This window comes from Streptomyces sp. NPDC006552, assembly GCF_040611655.1.
GTDB lineage: Bacteria > Actinomycetota > Actinomycetes > Streptomycetales > Streptomycetaceae > Streptomyces.
Genome location: NZ_JBEXOS010000103.1, coordinates 1 through 16,594, shown reverse-complemented (window position 1 = coordinate 16,594; position 16,594 = coordinate 1). Strand labels below are relative to the sequence as shown.

16 protein-coding genes are annotated in these 16,594 nt (G+C 72.3%); 12 read left to right on the top strand and 4 right to left on the bottom strand.

The annotated features are described in order from the left end of the window. Positions 1-187: 187 nt before the first annotated feature. Positions 188-988, bottom strand: a complete 801-nt coding sequence (locus tag ABZY33_RS34185; protein WP_356495611.1) for an IclR family transcriptional regulator — start codon at positions 986-988, stop codon at positions 188-190. 254 nt (positions 989-1,242) lie between these two features. On the opposite strand from ABZY33_RS34185, the gene allB reads away from it, so the two are divergent. Together allB and alc are read left to right on the top strand one after the other, a co-directional pair. Beyond that, positions 1,243-2,589: an allantoinase AllB gene (gene allB, locus ABZY33_RS34180; RefSeq protein WP_356495610.1), complete on the top strand. Its 1,347-nt coding sequence runs from the start codon at positions 1,243-1,245 to the stop codon at positions 2,587-2,589. Positions 2,590-2,593: 4 nt separating this feature from the next. Continuing rightward, entirely contained in the window at positions 2,594-3,718 is a 1,125-nt protein-coding gene (gene alc, locus ABZY33_RS34175; RefSeq protein ID WP_356495609.1) for an allantoicase, read from the top strand. A gap of 78 nt (positions 3,719-3,796) precedes the next feature. On the opposite strand, the gene ABZY33_RS34170 is transcribed toward alc, so the two are convergent. After that, positions 3,797-4,528, bottom strand: coding sequence for an SDR family oxidoreductase (locus ABZY33_RS34170; RefSeq protein ID WP_356495608.1), 732 nt, complete (start codon positions 4,526-4,528; stop codon positions 3,797-3,799). A gap of 173 nt (positions 4,529-4,701) precedes the next feature. Between ABZY33_RS34170 and ABZY33_RS34165 the strand changes: the two genes are divergently transcribed. Beyond that, entirely contained in the window at positions 4,702-5,127 is a 426-nt protein-coding gene (locus ABZY33_RS34165) for a ribonuclease (RefSeq protein WP_356495607.1), read from the top strand. 9 nt (positions 5,128-5,136) lie between these two features. Here ABZY33_RS34165 and ABZY33_RS34160 read toward each other — a convergent pair whose 3' ends face one another. Then, entirely contained in the window at positions 5,137-5,370 is a 234-nt protein-coding gene (locus ABZY33_RS34160) for a hypothetical protein (protein ID WP_356495606.1), read from the bottom strand. A 180-nt stretch (positions 5,371-5,550) separates the two neighbouring features. Between ABZY33_RS34160 and ABZY33_RS34155 the strand changes: the two genes are divergently transcribed. From ABZY33_RS34155 to ABZY33_RS34140, 4 genes are all read left to right on the top strand, one after another. Then, the gene (locus tag ABZY33_RS34155; protein WP_356495605.1) at positions 5,551-6,819 is read left to right on the top strand and encodes a histidine kinase; all 1,269 of its coding nucleotides are present in this window, start codon (positions 5,551-5,553) and stop codon (positions 6,817-6,819) included. A 43-nt stretch (positions 6,820-6,862) separates the two neighbouring features. Continuing rightward, entirely contained in the window at positions 6,863-7,525 is a 663-nt protein-coding gene (locus ABZY33_RS34150; protein ID WP_356495604.1) for a response regulator transcription factor, read from the top strand. An 89-nt stretch (positions 7,526-7,614) separates the two neighbouring features. After that, on the top strand, positions 7,615-8,865 hold the full coding sequence (locus ABZY33_RS34145) for an ROK family transcriptional regulator (RefSeq protein ID WP_356495603.1): 1,251 nt from the start codon (positions 7,615-7,617) through the stop codon (positions 8,863-8,865). Between the two features lie 49 nt (positions 8,866-8,914). Beyond that, complete coding sequence (locus tag ABZY33_RS34140; protein ID WP_356495602.1) at positions 8,915-10,102, top strand: cytochrome P450; 1,188 nt, start codon at positions 8,915-8,917, stop codon at positions 10,100-10,102. A 97-nt stretch (positions 10,103-10,199) separates the two neighbouring features. Here ABZY33_RS34140 and ABZY33_RS34135 read toward each other — a convergent pair whose 3' ends face one another. Continuing rightward, on the bottom strand, positions 10,200-11,204 hold the full coding sequence (locus tag ABZY33_RS34135; protein WP_356495601.1) for a Gfo/Idh/MocA family oxidoreductase: 1,005 nt from the start codon (positions 11,202-11,204) through the stop codon (positions 10,200-10,202). A 137-nt stretch (positions 11,205-11,341) separates the two neighbouring features. On the opposite strand from ABZY33_RS34135, the gene ABZY33_RS34130 reads away from it, so the two are divergent. The 5 genes from ABZY33_RS34130 to ABZY33_RS34110 all read left to right on the top strand — a co-directional run bounded on the left by ABZY33_RS34130 (position 11,342) and on the right by ABZY33_RS34110 (position 16,271). Continuing rightward, complete coding sequence (locus ABZY33_RS34130; protein WP_356495600.1) at positions 11,342-12,106, top strand: GntR family transcriptional regulator; 765 nt, start codon at positions 11,342-11,344, stop codon at positions 12,104-12,106. A gap of 115 nt (positions 12,107-12,221) precedes the next feature. Continuing rightward, positions 12,222-13,247, top strand: coding sequence for a sugar ABC transporter substrate-binding protein (locus ABZY33_RS34125; protein WP_356495599.1), 1,026 nt, complete (start codon positions 12,222-12,224; stop codon positions 13,245-13,247). Positions 13,248-13,387: 140 nt separating this feature from the next. Continuing rightward, positions 13,388-14,392: a sugar ABC transporter substrate-binding protein gene (locus ABZY33_RS34120; RefSeq protein WP_356495598.1), complete on the top strand. Its 1,005-nt coding sequence runs from the start codon at positions 13,388-13,390 to the stop codon at positions 14,390-14,392. After that, on the top strand, positions 14,389-15,432 hold the full coding sequence (locus ABZY33_RS34115) for an ABC transporter permease (RefSeq protein WP_356495597.1): 1,044 nt from the start codon (positions 14,389-14,391) through the stop codon (positions 15,430-15,432). The genes ABZY33_RS34120 and ABZY33_RS34115 overlap by 4 nt, the downstream gene beginning before the upstream one ends. Continuing rightward, positions 15,399-16,271, top strand: a complete 873-nt coding sequence (locus ABZY33_RS34110; RefSeq protein ID WP_356495612.1) for an ATP-binding cassette domain-containing protein — start codon at positions 15,399-15,401, stop codon at positions 16,269-16,271. The genes ABZY33_RS34115 and ABZY33_RS34110 overlap by 34 nt, the downstream gene beginning before the upstream one ends. Positions 16,272-16,594: the final 323 nt, after the last annotated feature.

Sequence of the window (16,594 nt, the reverse complement as noted above, 5' to 3'; positions counted from 1 at the left end):
GCGCGCCGCCGTCACCGGCCGTCCGCGGGCACACGCCGCGGCGCCCCTGAAGGCATGCGCTGCGCGCAGCCTTCCCCGGGGAGATGCCGCACGCAGTGCGCATCTCAGGGGCGCGGGGAACTGCGCGACCAGCCCCCGCCGGGCCGTCAGTCGAAGAGTGGCCCCGGGCCCGTCGGGCCCGTCGGAGTTAAGACGTTGTGCCTGAGCTGGCCAGGACCTCGCTGAGTTCCTGGGCGACCTGTTGGAGGACGGGGACGATCTTGTCCGTGGCCGCCTCCGTGACGCGCCCCGCGGGGCCGGAGATGGAGATGGCCGCGGCCGTCGGAGAGTTCGGCACCGGCACGGCCAGACACCGGACCCCGATCTCCTGCTCGTTGTCGTCGACGGCGTACCCCAGCCGCCGTACCTCTTCGAGCGCGTCGAGGAACCCGTCCGCCGTGGTGATCGTCTTCTCGGTCGCCGCAGGCATCCCCGTGCGCGCGAGCAGCGCCCGCACCTCACCGGCCGGCGCGTCCGCGAGCAGCGCCTTGCCCACGCCCGTGGAGTGCGGCAGCACCCGGCGCCCGACCTCGGTGAACATCCGCATCGAGTGCTTGGACGGCACCTGGGCGACGTACACGATCTCGTCCCCGTCGAGCAGCGCCATGTTCGCCGTCTCGCCGGTCTCCTCGACGAGCCGGGCGAGATACGGCCGGGCCCAGGTGCCGAGCAGCCGGGCCGCGGACTCGCCGAGCCGGATCAGGCGGGGGCCGAGGGCGTAGCGGCGGTTGGGCTGCTGGCGTACGTAGCCGCAGGCGACCAGCGTGCGCATCAGGCGGTGGATGGTGGGCAGGGGCAGGCCGCTGCTCGCGGAGAGCTCGCTGAGGCCGACCTCCCCGCCGGCGTCCGCCATCCGCTCCAGGAGGTCGAAGGCGCGCTCGAGGGACTGGACACCACCGCTGGGCGCGGTCTTGGCGGCATCAGTGGTGCTGGCGTCGGACGTCGGCACGGCGCGTTCCTTTCGAGGACAAGCTGGCGGGGGTGCAGCCTACCGGCGCCACCCCGGCCGGTGATCCCTTGACCCTGAAGTTCGTCGGTAGCTACATTCTGCCTACCGGAATCATAATTTCACTTTGTGGAAACGTCTAGAGCCTGCTCCGGACGCCCGGTGCGAGCCGCCGACCCTTGACGGACCGCGACCGAGGAGTGAAAACTCCTGCAACAGAACCTTCAACAGAACGTTGAATTACGAGGAGGTCCAGGGTGTCGGAGGCCGAAGTCGAACTGGTGCTGCGCTCGACCCGTGTCATCACCCCCGACGGTACGCGGCCCGCGACGGTCGCCGTCGCCGGCGGAAAGATCGTCGCGGTGCTCGGCCACGACGCGGAGGTCCCGGCGGGCGCCCGTCTCGAGGACTTCGGCGACCACGCGCTGCTGCCCGGCCTCGTGGACACGCACGTCCACGTGAACGACCCGGGCCGCACCGAGTGGGAGGGGTTCTGGACCGCCACCCGCGCCGCCGCGGCGGGCGGCATCACGACCCTGGTCGACATGCCGCTCAACTCGCTGCCGCCCACCACCAGCGTCGACCACCTCCGCACCAAGCAGGAGGTCGCCGCGGCCAAGGCCCACATCGACGTCGGCTTCTGGGGCGGCGCCCTGCCCGACAACGTCAAGGACCTGCGCCCGCTGCACGACGCCGGCGTCTTCGGCTTCAAGTGCTTCCTGTCGCCGTCCGGCGTCGACGAGTTCCCGCACCTCGACAGCGAGCGGCTCACCGCCTCGATGGCCGAGATCGCCGGCTTCGGCGGCCTGCTCATCGTGCACGCCGAGGACCCGCACGAGCTGGACGCCGCCCCGCACACCAGCGGCCCCAAGTACGACGACTACCTGGCGACCCGGCCCCGGATCTCCGAGGACACCGCGATCAAGGGGCTCATCGACACCGCCAAGCGGATCGGCGCCCGCGTCCACATCCTGCACCTGTCCTCCTCCGACGCGCTGCCGCTGATCGCCGCCGCCAAGGCCGAGGGCGTCAAGCTCACCGTCGAGACGTGCCCCCACTACCTCACGCTCACCGCCGAGGAGGTCCCGGACGGCGCGAGCGAGTTCAAGTGCTGCCCGCCGATCCGCGAGGCCGCCAACCAGGACCTGCTCTGGCAGGCGCTCGCCGACGGCACCATCGACTGCGTCGTCACCGACCATTCGCCCTCCACCGCCGACCTGAAGACCGACGACTTCGCCACCGCCTGGGGCGGCATCTCCGGCCTCCAGCTCAGCCTCTCCGCCATCTGGACCGCGGCCCGGATGCGCGGGTACACCCTGGAGGACGTGGTCCGCTGGATGTCGGCGCGCACCTCCGAGCTGGTCGGCCTGGACGACCGCAAGGGCGCCATCGCCGTCGGCCGCGACGCCGACTTCGCGGTGCTCGCCCCCGACGAGACCTTCACCGTCGACCCGGCCGCGCTCCAGCACCGCAACCGCGTCACCGCGTACGCGGGCAAGACGCTGCACGGCGTCGTCAAGTCGACCTGGCTGCGCGGCGAACGCATCGTCGCCGACGGCGAGTTCACCGCCCCGCAGGGCAAGCTGCTCGAAAGGACCAAGTAAGACCGTGGCCGCATCCTCCGAAATACCCCGCTTCACCGGTGACGCCAGCCCGTACGGCGGCGGCGACCCGTACGCCGACTACCGCACCGCGGACTTCCCCTTCACCCGGTACGCCGACCTCGCCGCGCGCACGCTCGGCGCCGGTGTGATCGCCGCGAACGACGAGTTCTTCGCCCAGCGCGAGAACCTGCTCGTCGCCGAGCGCGCCGAGTTCGACCCGGAGCACTTCGGTCACAAGGGCAAGATCATGGACGGCTGGGAGACCCGCCGCCGCCGCGGCACCGGCCCCGAGCACCCCTGGCCCACCGCCGAGGACCACGACTGGGCGCTGGTCCGGCTCGGCGCCCCCGGCGTGATCCGCGGCATCGTCGTCGACACCGCCCACTTCCGCGGCAACTACCCGCAGGCCGTCTCGGTCGAGGCCACCTCCGTGGCCGGCGCCCCGACGCCCGAGGAACTGCTCGCCCCCGACGTGAAGTGGACGACCCTCGTGCCGCGCACGGCGGTCGGCGGCCACGCGGCCAACGGCTTCGCGGTCGACGTCGAGCAGCGCTTCACGCACCTGCGCGTCAACCAGCACCCCGACGGCGGCATCGCCCGCCTGCGCGTGCACGGCGAGGTCGTCCCGGACCCGGAGTGGCTCGCCACCCTCGGCACGTTCGACGTGGTCGCCCTCGCCAACGGCGGCCACGCCGAGGACGCCTCGAACCTCTTCTACTCGCCCGCCTCCAACACCATCCAGCCGGGCTACTCCCGCAAGATGGACGACGGCTGGGAGACCCGGCGCCGCCGCGACACCGGCAACGACTGGATCCGCTACCAGCTCGTCGCCCAGGCGCAGATCCGCGCCCTGGAGATCGACACGGCGTACCTGAAGGGCAACTCGGCCGGCTGGGCCTCCGTCTCGGTCAAGGACGGTGCCGAAGGCGAGTGGGTCGAGGTGCTGCCCCGCACCCGCCTCCAGCCCGACACCAACCACCGCTTCGTGCTCGACACCCCGGCGGTCGGCACGCACGCGCGCATCGACATCTTCCCGGACGGCGGCATCTCGCGGCTGCGCCTGTTCGGCTCCCTCACCGAGCAGGGCGCGTCGCAACTCGCCGCCCGGCGCGCGGAGTTGGGCGCGTAACACCTACTGAGGCCCGCGGGGCCGCACTGGCTTGACAGCACCGGTGCGGCCCCGCATCTCATTGCTCCGTGCGTGTCCTCACGCGGCGTGCCCCCCGTCCACCGCCAGCTCCGCGCCCGTGACGTACGTGGCGGCGGGACCCGCCAGGCACGCCACCGTCCGGGCCACCTCGTCCGCCGTGCCGAACCGGCCGAGCGCCGTGACCTGCGCCTGCCCCGCCGCGTACGGGCCGTCGGCCGGGTTCATGTCGGTGTCGACCGGCCCGGGGTGGACGATGTTCGCCGTGATGCCGCGCGGACCCAGCTCCCGGGCCAGCGCCTTCGTCAGGCCGATCAGGGCCGACTTGCTCATCGCGTAGAGCGTGCCGCCGGGGCCGGGCACGTGCTTGGTCATGCACGAGCCGATCGTGACGATGCGCCCGCCCTCGCCCAGCACCGCGGCCGCGGCCTGCGCGGCGAGGAAGACCCCGCGGACGTTGACCGCGAGGACCCGGTCCACGTCCGCGAGGGACAGGCTCTCCAGCGGACCCAGGACCCCGACGCCGGCGTTGTTGACCAGGACGTCGAGGCGCCCGAGCCGCTCCACCGTCAGGGCCACCGCACCGGCCGACTCCCGCGCGTCGGCCGTGTCCGCGCACACCGCGAACCCGCGCCGCCCGGCCGCCTCGACCCGCCGCACCACCTCCTCGGCGGCCTCCTTGCCCTGCACGTACGTGATCGCGACGTCGAAGCCGTCCTCCGCGAGCCGCACCGCGGTCGCCGCACCCAGGCCCCGGCTGCCACCGGTCACCAGCGCCACCTTGCTCTTCATGAACTCTCCTGAGGTCATCGGTTGTTGTGGCTCCGAGTACATCGGTGTGCGCGCACGGAAGCTGGCGCCCTTCGGACACCGACCTGCGGGCGTGGGAGACGACATGTGAACCAATGGAAAACAAGCGGTAGTTGAGGTTGACGTGTTCCCGTCTACGCGCGTCCACTGAGGGCATGAAGATTCCCCCACGCTTCATCAGCGTCGCCGCCCTCGCCGCCGCCCTGTTCGTCGGCGGCCCCGCCACGGTCGCCGCCCAGGCCGCGCCGGCCCCCGTCGCCGCCGCAACGGCCCTCTCCGCCGCTTCGGCCGCCTCGGTCGGCGACATCTGCTACTCCGCACTGCCCTCCCAGGCGCACGACACCCTGGACCTCATCGCGCGGGGCGGCCCGTACCCGTACGACCAGGACGGCACCGTCTTCCAGAACCGCGAGGGCGTCCTGCCGTCGCAATCCAGCGGCTACTACCACGAGTACACGGTCATCACCCCGGGCTCCTCCGACCGCGGCGCCCGCCGCATCATCACCGGGAAGGCGACCCAGGAGGACTACTACACCGCCGACCACTACGCGTCCTTCGACCTCGTCGACCACGGCTGCTGAACCGCCTCCTCACCGTCTCTCCCAGCTCCCGGCGGCCGCGAACAGCGCGAGCGCGAGCACGATCAGGGCCGCGCCGCCGTAGACCTCGCGGCCGTCGAGGAAGCCGACGTGCCGGACCAGGCCCCGGCCGAGCCGGCCCCCGGACCGCCACGCCGTGAACGCGTGGACCAGGCCCATCACCCCCTGAAACAGGACGAGCGCGCCGACGCACTCCAGGAGCCGCACCCACCGCTTCTTGTCCATGCCCGAAACTCTCGCCCCGCGGACCCCCCACGCACATCGGCCGCCAGGTGAGCCGCGTCCGCCAGGAGTCGACGCCCGGCGGGCCGCCCCGCGACCGAAGTCTGTTCCTCGCCCGACTTTGGTCGCTTTCCGTCCGGCCGGAGCGGTACGGGCCCCTCGTACTGCGTAGATTTGTCGACCATGGAGCCATCGGAGCAGACCGGGACACCCGGGCGGGCGGTCGCACCGCCACCGTGGTGGCGCCGCGGGCTGCTCGCGCCCGCGGCGGACGAGTTCGACCTGGATCCGGACGGCCACCCCGGCCGGCGCAGGCGCACCCTGCGGGACTGGACCGTCGACTTCCTCTGCTTCCTGGTCGCGGTCGGCATCGGCATGATCGCCGCCGACCAGCTCGACCAGAACCCCGGCGTCTCTCCCGACCTCGCCGTCGTCGACCAGCTCGTCGGCGTCCTCGCCTGCGCGGCGGTCTGGCTGCGCCGCCGCTGGCCGCTCGGCTTCGCCCTGGCGATGGTGCCGGTCGGCGTCGTCTCCGACAGCGCCGGCGGCGCCGTGGCGATCTCCGTCTTCACGCTGGCCGTGCACCGCCCGTTCCGCTATGTCGGCTGGGTCGCCGGCGTCTCCATCGCGCTGATCCCGCTGTACGTGGCGCTGCGCCCCGACCCGAACACCCCGTACCTGCTCACGGTCGCCCTTGCCGTGGTCATCGCGGCCACCTGCGTCGGCTGGGGCATGTTCGTCCGCTCCCGGCGCCAGCTCCTGGCGTCACTGCGCGACCGCGCCCACCGCGCCGAGACCGAGGCGGCCCTCCGCGCCGAGCAGGCCCAGCGCCTGGCCCGCGAGGCCATCGCCCGCGAGATGCACGACGTCCTCGCCCACCGGCTGACCCTCCTGAGCGTGCACGCGGGCGCCCTGGAGTTCCGGCCCGACGCGCCGCGGCCGGAGATCGCCCGCGCCGCCGGCGTCATCCGCGAGAGCGCCCACGAGGCACTGCAGGACCTGCGCGAGATCATCGGCGTGCTGCGCGCCGCCGACCACGGCGAGGAGTCCGGCCGGCCCCAGCCCACCCTGGCCGCCCTGGCCGCGCTGGTCGCCGAGTGCCGCGCGGCCGGGATGAAGGTCGGCCTCGACCAGGACGTGCCCGACCCCGCGGCCGTCCCCGCCTCCACCGGCCGCACCGCCTACCGCATCGCACAGGAGGGACTGACCAACGCCCGCAAGCACGCCCCCGGCGCCGCCGTGACGGTCACGGTCCGGGGCGGCCCCGGCGACGGACTCACCGTCACGGTCGGCAACCCGCCGCCGCCGGGCACGGTGCCGCACGTCCCCGGCTCCGGGCAGGGCCTGATCGGCCTGACCGAACGGGCGACCCTCGCCGGCGGCCGCCTCGACCACGGACCCCGGCCTGACGGCGGGTTCACCGTCCGGGCCTGGCTGCCCTGGGCCGGCTGACCGGCCCGCACGGCGCCGCCCCCGCCTTGGCTACGGTGACCCCATGAACGTGATCCGTCTGCTGCTCGTCGACGACGACCCGCTGGTCCGCTCCGGCCTGACCCTGATGCTGGGCGGCGCCGAGGACATCGCGATCGTCGGCGAGGCGGCCGACGGCGAACAGGCCCTCGCGGCGGCCGCGCAGACCCGGCCCGACGTCGTCCTCATGGACATCCGCATGCCGCACATGGACGGGCTCACCGCCACCGAGCGGCTGCGGGAGCGGCCGGACGCCCCCGAGGTGGTCGTCCTCACCACCTTCCACGCCGACGAGCAAGTACTACGGGCGCTGCGCGCGGGCGCCGCCGGGTTCGTGCTCAAGGACGCCACCCCCGCCGAACTCCTCGCCGCCGTGCGCAGCGTCGTCGCCGGCGACCCCGTGCTCTCACCCGCCGTGACCCGCCAGCTCATCACGCACGCCGCCGCCTCCGAACGCGACGTCCGCACGGCGAGCGCCCGCAGCCGCCTCGCCGGCCTGGCGGAGCGCGAGCGCGAGGTCGCCGTGGGGATCGGCCGCGGCAGCTCGAACGCGGAGATCGCCGCGAGCCTCTTCCTGAGCGTCGCCACCGTCAAGGCGCACGTCTCGCGCATCATGACCAAGCTCGGCCTCAACAACCGCGTACAGATCGCGCTCCTCGTCCACGACGCGGGCCTGCTCGACGGCTGACGGCCGCCGCCAACGGCCACCGGCCCGCTGAGCGGCACGATAAGTTCCAGACCGTGATCTGAGGACGGGGCGAAGGGGTGGAGCAGACGATGGCAGGGCCACGCCGGCGGACGGTGCGCGATCTGCGCCGCAACAACCGGGCCACCGTACTCGGCAAGCTCTACTTCGACGGGCCGCTCAGCAGACAGGAGCTGGGCCCCCTCACCGGCCTCAGCTCCGGCTCCGTCAGCAACGTCGTCGCGGAACTCGTCACCGACGGGCTCGTCGAGGAAGCGGGCTCCGTCGACTCCGACGGGGGACGCCCGCGCACCCTGCTGCGCGTCGCGCCCGGCAGTGGCCACCTCGTCGGGGTCGACGTCGGCGAGACCCGGGTCCGTGTGGAACTGTTCGACCTGGGCCTGAGCGAACTCGCGCGCGTGGACGCCCCGTTGCCCGACCCGGCCCCGGACGGCGGCTACGACGCGCACGAGGTCGTCCGGCTCATCGCGGGCGGCCTCACCCAGGTCCTGGCCGGCACCGACGTGCCGCCCGCCCCGCTCATCGGCGTCGGCATCGGGGTCCCCGGCATCGTCGACGCCTCCGGAGCGTCCGGCGCCGTCGTACACGGCCAGACCATCGGCTGGGAGGCCGTTCCCCTGGAGGCGATGCTGCGCGCGCCCGGCGAACTCCCGCCCCAGGTGCCGCTGTTCGTCGACAACGGCGCCAAGACCCTCGGCCGCGCCGAGATGTGGTTCGGCGCCGGCCGCGGCGCCCGCAACGCGGTCATCACCCTCATCGGCTCCGGCGTCGGCGCCTGTGTCATCGCCGACGGCGTGCCCTACCAGGGCTCCTCCAGCAGCGCGGGGGAGTGGGGCCACACCGTCCTCCAGGTCGGCGGGCGGCTCTGCCGGTGCGGGTCGCGCGGCTGCCTGGAGGCCTACGTCGGCGCGGAGGCGCTCCTGGAGCGGTGGCGGGAGACGGGCGGCAGCTGGACCGCACGGGACGAGGAGGGCGCCCTCGCCGAACTCCTCGCCGCGCCCGACACCGGCCAACTCCTCGACGAGACGGCCGAGTTCCTCGGCGCGGGCATCGCCGACCTGGTCAACCTCTTCAACCCGGAGCGGATCGTCCTGGCCGGCTGGGCCGGGCTGCTCCTCGGACCCCGGCTCATCGAACCGGTGCGCCGCGCGGCCGCCGCGTACGCCCTGCGCCACCCCTTCGCGCAGACCACCGTCGAACTGGGCCGCCTCGGCGCCGACGCCGTGACCGTCGGCGCGGCCACACTGCCGCTCGCCCGCCTCCTGGAGACGGGCGGGGCGGAGCGGGAACGGACGGTGACCGGCGGGAGTTGGAGAGGGTGAGGACGGGGCGCCGGCCGGCGGCGGGGGCGAGAGCGGGAGGCACGCGAGCATGGCAGACCTGGGCGAGACCGTCGACCTCGACGCGTTCACGGACGGCGCGGGGTTCTACGCCGACCCGTACCCCGTCTACGACGCGCTGCGCAGGCGCGGCGCCCTGCACCACGTGCGCACGCCGGGCCCCGGCCCCCGCGAGGAGCTGTGGCTGATCGTCGGGCACGAGGCGGCGCGGGCCGCGTTCACCGACCCGCGCCTGGTCAAGTCCCCGCCCTGGGGCTTCGACGACGCGCTCATCGGACGCCACCTGCTCTTCGCGGACCCGCCCGAGCACGGCCGGCTGCGCTCCCTTGTCACCCGCGAGTTCACCCCGCGCCGGGTCGCCGGGCTCGCCCCGCGCATCCAGAAGATCACGGACGAGCTGCTCGACGACATGGTGCCCCGCGGCTCCGCCGACCTGATCGCCGCCCTCGCCTTCCCCCTCCCGCTCGTCGTCATCTGCGAGCTGCTGGGCGTCCCCGACATCGACCGGGACCGCTTCCGCCGCATGTCGACGCAGGTGGTCGCGCCGACGAGCAGCGACGAGGAGGCGGACGTCTACCCCGAACTGGCCGCGTTCCTCGATGCGCTCATCGAGGAGAAGCGGGCCGCGGAGCCCGCCGACGATCTGCTGAGCGCGCTGATCAGGACCACCGCGGAGGACGGTGACCGGCTCTCCGCGGACGAGCTGCGCGCCATGGCGTTCCTGTTGCTGATCGCGGGCCACGAGACGACGGTCAACCTCATCGGCAACGGCGTACGGGCGCTCCTCTCCCACCCCGGGCAGCTCGCCGCCCTGCGTGCGGACATGAGCCTGCTCGACGGAGCGGTGGAGGAGATGCTCCGCTACGACGGGCCGGTGGAGACCGCGACGCACCGCTTCGCCGCGGAGCCGGTCGAGATCGACGGCCGGACCATCCCGACGGGGGCGCCCGTCCTGATCGGCATCGGCTCGGCCGACCGGGACCCGGCTCGCTTCGCCGAGCCGGACCGGTTCGACATCACCCGCGACGCGCGGGGCCACACCGCCTTCGGCCACGGCATCCACTTCTGCCTGGGCGCCCCGCTGGCCCGCATCGAGGGCCGCACCGCGATCCGCACCCTCCTGACCCGCTGTCCGGACCTCACCCTGGCCGCGCCCCCCGACACCTGGCTCCCCGGCCTCCTGATGAGAGGCACCCGCACGCTCCCGGTCCGGTGGTGAAGCGCCCGCCAGGGGCGGGGAACCGCACGCCCAGCCACAACGCGCCCGCACATCGACCACGCACCCCTACGGCGCGCGAAAAAAGAGGCCGCACAGATCAAACCCCGGGTACCTCCGCCACCCGCACAACCCTCCGCTCGGCCCGGGACACCTCACAAGCCTCAGCCACCCGCAACGCGGCCAACGCCTCGAACCCGTCACAGGGATTGCCCCGCTCCCCCCGCACCACATCCACAAACGCCTTCAACTCGGCCTCGTACGCCCCGCCGAACCGCTCCAGGAACCCGCCCCACGGTTTGGCCGCGGCAGGCGGCCCCTCCGGCTCCGTGGAAGCGATCGGCGTCCGGTCGTCGAGGCCCACGACGACGGTGTCCCGCTCCCCGGAAAGCTCCATCCGCACGTCGTACCCGGCGCCGTTGCACCGCGTAGCCGTAGCCGTGGCCAGCGTCCCGTCGTCCAGGGTCAGGACGACCGCGGCCGTATCCACGTCCCCCGCCTCCCGGAACATCGCGGGCCCCGCGTCGGACCCGGCCGCGTACACCTCGACGATCTCCCTTCCGGTCACCCACCGCAGGATGTCGAAGTCGTGGACGAGGCAGTCCCGGTACAGGCCGCCGGAGAGCGGGAGATAGGCGGCGGGCGGCGGCGCCGGGTCGGAGGTCATCGCCCGGACGGTGTGCAGTCGCCCGAGGCTTCCCGACCGCACCCGCTCGCGCGCGGCCATGTACCCGGCGTCGAACCGCCGCTGGAAGCCGAGTTGCAGGATGGTGCCCGCCGCCTCGACCTCGCGCAGCGCGGCCAGCGTGCCGGGCAGGTCAGCGGCGATCGGCTTCTCGCAGAAGACCGGCAGCCCGGCCCGCGCGGCCCGGCCGATCAGCTCGGCGTGGGCGGCGGTGGCCGCCGTGATCACCAGGGCGTCCACGCCCCAGGCGAAGAGTTCGTCCACGCCGGGCGCCGCGGTCGCCCCGATCCGGTCGGCGAGCGCCAGCGCCCGCGCGGGCTCGGCGTCGGTGACGACGAGCGAGCCCACCTCCCGGTACCGCTCCAGCACACCCGCGTGAAAGGTTCCGATCCGGCCCGTTCCGATGAGTCCGATGCGCATGGACCCAACGTGCCGCCCCACCCACATACTGTCAATCCTTTGTCCTGACAAAGAGACCCTTGATCGTTCCGTCCTTATGTCCGGACAATCGGACTACAGGACTTCCCGTCAACACCCCCCGCCGCTACGCTCGGCCCGTGGCCAAATCCGTAGCCGACCCGACCGCACAGCTCGAACTCGGCGTGGACCGCAGCAGCCCGGTCCCGCTCTACTTCCAGCTCTCCCAGCAGCTGGAGTCGGCGATCGAGCGCGGCGCCCTGACCCCCGGCAGCCTGCTCGGCAACGAGATCGAGCTGGCCGGCCGGCTCGGTCTGTCCCGGCCCACCGTGCGCCAGGCCATCCAGTCCCTCGTCGACAAGGGCCTGCTGGTGCGGCGCCGCGGCGTCGGCACCCAGGTCGTCCACAGCCAGGTCAAGCGCCCCCTGGAGCTGTCCAGCCTCTACGACGACCTGGAGGCCGCGGGCCAGCGCCCCGAGACCCGGGTCCTGGCCCACGCGCCGGTGCCCGCCTCCGCCGAGGTCGCCGCCGCGCTCGCGGTCGGCGAGGGCGAACAGGTGATCCGCCTGGAGCGGCTGCGGCTCACCCACGGCGAGCCGGTCGCCTACCTCTGCAACCACCTGCCGGCCGGCCTGCTCCCGCTGGCGGACGCCCGGCTGGAGGCCACCGGCCTGTACCGGCTGATGCGGGCCGCCGGGATCACCCTGCACAGCGCCCGCCAGTCCGTCGGCGCGCGCGCCGCCACCGCAGCCGAGGGCGAGCGGCTCGACGAACCGGCCGGGGCGCCGCTGCTGACGATGGAGCGCACGACCTTCGACGACAAGGGCCGCGCGGTCGAGTTCGGCGCGCACACCTACCGCGCCTCGCGCTACTCCTTCGAGTTCCAGCTCCTCGTCCGTCCCTGAGGGCGGCCCCGGGGCCGCGGTCCGAATGTTCTGACAAAGTCATTGACGCTGCCGTGGGACCCCGCTACAAACTCCCCCAGCCGCACCTCGCGGCCGGAGGAGAGGTGGCTCCACCATGCGCACGCCCCGCACGAAGCCCGGTACGACACCGCGGACAGCTCGCACGGCCGCGGCGCTCGTCGCGGTGGTCGCCCTCGCCGCCGGTTGCAGCGGATCGGGCGGCAAGGACTCCGAGGACAAGGCCGACGGTGGCGCCCGGAGCGGCACGGGAGTCAGTACGCCCCGCCTCAAGATCGCGATGGTGACGCACTCCGGTGACGGCGACACGTTCTGGGACATCGTGCGCAGCGGCGCCAAGCAGGCCGCCGCCAAGGACAACGTCGCCTTCCTCTACTCGAACGACAAAGAAGCCAAGGGGCAGGCCGAACTGGTCCAGGCCGCGATCGACAAGAAGGTCGACGGGATCATCGTCACGCTCGCCAAGCCGGAGGCGATGCGGGCGGTGCTCGGCAAGGCGAAGGCCGCGGGCATCCCGGTGGTCTCGGTCAACTCGGGCTCGGAGTTCTCGCAGCGGTTCGGCGCGCTCGGCCACATCGGCCAGGAGGAGGCCGTGGCCGGCGAGGCGGTCGGCACCAGGCTGGCGCAGGAGGGTCGCAAAAAGGTGCTCTGTGTCATCCACGAGCAGGGCAACGTCTCCCTCGAGCAGCGCTGCGCGGGCGTCAAGAAGACCTTCAAGGGCACCGTCGAGAACCTGAACGTCGACGGCACCAACGCGCCCGGCTCCCAGTCCTCCATCGAGGCGAAGCTCCAGGCCGACACGGCCGTCGACGCGATCGTGGCGCTCGGCGCACCCGTCGCGGCGCTCGCGGTGAAGGCGAAGGACGACGCGGGCAGCAAGGCGGAGATCGCCACCTTCGACCTGAACGCCGAGGTCGTGCGGCGCCTCAAGGCGAAGGAGGTCGCCTTCGCCGTCGACCAGCAGCCCTACCTCCAGGGCTACCTGGCCGTCGACGAGCTGTGGCTGTACCGGACCAACGGCAACGTGCTGGGCGGCGGGAGACCGGTCCTCACCGGACCGGCGCTCGTCACCGGCAAGGACGTGCCTCAACTGGAGAAGTACACCGCGCGCGGCACCCGGTGAACCGTTGGATGATCCCCGTGACCCATACTTGTGCGTTTGGGACCGGGAAAAGGTCTCCAAGGACCGGTGGACGGTCCACCGGGACCGGCCCTGCGCCGGGCCCGGTGTACGACGCAGCAGACCAAGAAGGGCACGGCCTCGTGGCACGGTTTCGGACCTGGGTGAGCATCGCCGTTGCGGGGGCGCTCGGCCTCACGCTGGCGGGATGCAGCAGCACCGGCGGCAAGCGGGCGGAGGACGCCAGGAAGGCGCGGACCGCCCAGGGCAGGGCCGCGGTGGACACCCCGCGCTGGACCTTCGCGATGATCACCCACTCGGGTGACGGCGACACCTTCTGGGACATCGTCCAGAGCGGTGCCAAGCAGGCCGCCCTCAAGGACAACATCAACTTCCTGTACTCGCACAACGACGAGGCCAACCAGCAGGCGCAGCTCGTCGACGCCGCGATCGACAAGAAGGTCGACGGCATCATCGTCACCCTCGCCAAGCCGGCCGCGATGAAGGCGGCCGTGGCCCGCGCCGAGAAGGCCGGCATCCCGGTCATCACGGTGAACTCGGGCTCCGCGGAGTCCAAGAAGTTCGGCGCCCTCACGCACATCGGGCAGGACGAGACGATCGCGGGCGAGGCCGTCGGCGACGAGCTGAACAAGCGCGGCAAGAAGAAGGCCCTGTGCATCCTGCACGAGCAGGGCAACGTGGGCCACGAGCAGCGCTGCGCGGGCGCCAAGAAGACCTTCAAGGGCACGATGACGAACCTGTACGTCGAGGGCACCAACATGCCCGACGTGCAGTCCTCCATCGAGGCCAAGCTCCAGTCGGACTCCTCGGTCGACGCGGTCGTCACCCTCGGCGCCCCCTTCGCGGCGACCGCCGTGAAGTCCGCGCAGGACGCCGGGAGCAAGGCGGAGATCGACACGTTCGACCTGAACGAGAAGGTCGCCCAGGGGCTGAAGGACGGCTCGCTCGGCTTCGCCGTCGACCAGCAGCCCTACCTCCAGGGCTACCAGGCCGTCGACCTGCTCTGGCTCTACCGGTACAACGCCAACGTGCTCGGCGGCGGCAAGCCGGTCCTCACCGGCCCGCAGATCGTCACCAAGGACGAGGCCGCCAAGCTGGAGGAATACGCGAAGCGGGGGACACGATGACGACCACGACCCCGGAGCCCGGCGTCGACGAGAGAGTGCTGCGGACCTCGCCCTGGAAGAAGCTGCTCGGCCGCCCCGAGCTCGGCTCGGTGGTCGGCGCCGTCGCCGTCTTCGTCTTCTTCGCGATCTTCGCGGACAGCTTCCTGCGGGCCACCAGCCTCGCCACCGTCCTGTACGCGGCGTCGACTCTCGGCATCATGGCCGTCCCGGTCGCGCTGCTGATGATCGGCGGCGAGTTCGACCTGTCGGCCGGTGTCCTCGTGACGTCCTCGGCGCTGATCTCGTCGATGTTCAGCTACCAGATGACGGCGAACACCTGGGTCGGCGTCCTCGTCTCCCTGCTGGTCACCCTCGCCATCGGTGTCTTCAACGGGGTCATGCTGACCCGCACCAGACTGCCCAGCTTCATCATCACGCTGGGCACCTTCCTGATGCTGACCGGCATGAACCTCGGCTTCACCAAGCTGATCAGCGGCACCGTCTCGACGAAGTCGATCTCCGACATGGAGGGCTTCTCCTCCGCCAAGTCCGTCTTCGCCTCCACCTTCACCCTCGGCGGCGTCGACTTCAAGATCACGATTCTCTGGTGGCTCGCCCTGATCCTGGTCGCCACCTGGATCCTGCTGCGCACCCGCGCCGGCAACTGGATCTTCGCGGTCGGCGGCGACCTGGACGCGGCCCGCGCGGTCGGTGTCCCGGTCAACAAGACCAAGATCGGCCTGTACATGGGCGTCGCCTTCGGCGCCTGGATCTCCGGCCAGCACCTGCTCTTCTCGTACGACGTCGTGCAGTCCGGCGAAGGCGTCGGCAACGAGCTGATCTACATCGTCGCGGCCGTCATCGGCGGCTGCCTGATCACCGGCGGCTACGGTTCCGCGGCCGGCGCGGCCATCGGCGCGCTGATCTTCGGCATGACCAGCAAGGGCATCGTGTTCGCCGAGTGGAACTCGGACTGGTTCAAGTTCTTCCTGGGAGCGATGCTGCTCCTCGCGACCCTGCTCAACCACTGGGTCCGCAAGCGCGCGGAGGCGATCAAGTGAGTACGGAGCACGAAGCGGCGGCGCCGCTGGTCGAACTCGACGGCGTCAGCAAGTACTACGGCAACATCCGCGCCCTCGAGGACGTCTCCCTGCTGGTGAACGCGGGGGAGATCACCTGCGTCCTCGGCGACAACGGCGCCGGCAAGTCCACCCTCATCAAGATCATCGCGGGGCTGCACCGGCACGACGCGGGCTCGCTGTCGATCGAGGGCCACGAGACGAAGCTGGCCAATCCGCGCGAGGCACTGGACCTGGGCATCGCCACCGTCCACCAGAACCTCGCCGTCGTCCCGCTGATGCCGGTGTGGCGCAACTTCTTCCTCGGCTCCGAACCGACGAAGGGGGCGGGTCCGTTCAAGCGGCTGGACGTCGACCTCATGCGGCGCACGACCCGCGAGGAACTCCTGCGCATGGGGATCGACCTGCGCGACGTCGACCAGCCCGTCGGCACGCTCTCCGGCGGCGAGCGCCAGTGTGTCGCCATCGCCCGCGCCGTCTACTTCGGCGCGAAGGTGCTCGTCCTCGACGAGCCGACCGCGGCGCTCGGGGTCAAGCAGTCCGGGGTCGTCCTCAAGTACGTGGCCGCGGCGCGGGACGCGGGGCTCGGGGTTGTCCTCATCACGCACAACCCGCACCACGCGTATCTGGTGGGGGACCGGTTCGTGCTGCTCAAGCGCGGGGCGATGGCGGGCAGCCATACGCGGGACGAGATCTCGCTCGACGAGCTGACCCGGCAGATGGCCGGGGGCAACGAGCTGGACGATCTCCGGCATGAGCTGGAGCGGGCGGCTGCGCCTACGCGGGTGGGCGGCCACGAGGTGCCCGGCACCGAGAAGTAACCCTGCGGCGCCCTGACCCCCCGCGCCTCCGGGTCGCCCCCGCTCGCGGCGCGGCGGGGCCTGGTCGCGCAGTTCCCCGCGCCCCGGAAGGGGCGGGTTGCGTGTGCTGTTGTTTCTCTGCGGCGGGGTGGGGGTTGATCGCGCAGTTCCCCGCGCCCCTAAAAGCGCACTTCGTGCGCCCTGCCGGTCGGCTGCGGCCCCGGTGGGGGCTGGTCGCGCAGTTCCCCGCGCCCCTGAGATGCGCACTGCGTGCGCCACCTCATCGGCCCCTGGGGACGGCGGCGAAGTGCTCCGCTGCTTGTGCGGGCCCCCGTCAATTCCTT

Bases quoted from the DNA above. Each gene is read 5' to 3' on its own strand.
- ABZY33_RS34170 (WP_356495608.1), bottom strand. From the start codon at position 4,528: ATGAAGAGCAAGGTGGCGCTGGTGACCGGTGGCAGCCGGGGCCTGGGT.
- ABZY33_RS34165 (WP_356495607.1), top strand. From the start codon at position 4,702: ATGAAGATTCCCCCACGCTTCATCAGCGTCGCCGCCCTCGCCGCCGCC.
- ABZY33_RS34160 (WP_356495606.1), bottom strand. From the start codon at position 5,370: ATGGACAAGAAGCGGTGGGTGCGGCTCCTGGAGTGCGTCGGCGCGCTC.
- ABZY33_RS34155 (WP_356495605.1), top strand. From the start codon at position 5,551: ATGGAGCCATCGGAGCAGACCGGGACACCCGGGCGGGCGGTCGCACCG.
- ABZY33_RS34150 (WP_356495604.1), top strand. From the start codon at position 6,863: ATGAACGTGATCCGTCTGCTGCTCGTCGACGACGACCCGCTGGTCCGC.
- ABZY33_RS34145 (WP_356495603.1), top strand. From the start codon at position 7,615: ATGGCAGGGCCACGCCGGCGGACGGTGCGCGATCTGCGCCGCAACAAC.
- ABZY33_RS34140 (WP_356495602.1), top strand. From the start codon at position 8,915: ATGGCAGACCTGGGCGAGACCGTCGACCTCGACGCGTTCACGGACGGC.
- ABZY33_RS34135 (WP_356495601.1), bottom strand. From the start codon at position 11,204: ATGCGCATCGGACTCATCGGAACGGGCCGGATCGGAACCTTTCACGCG.
- ABZY33_RS34125 (WP_356495599.1), top strand. From the start codon at position 12,222: ATGCGCACGCCCCGCACGAAGCCCGGTACGACACCGCGGACAGCTCGC.
- ABZY33_RS34115 (WP_356495597.1), top strand. From the start codon at position 14,389: ATGACGACCACGACCCCGGAGCCCGGCGTCGACGAGAGAGTGCTGCGG.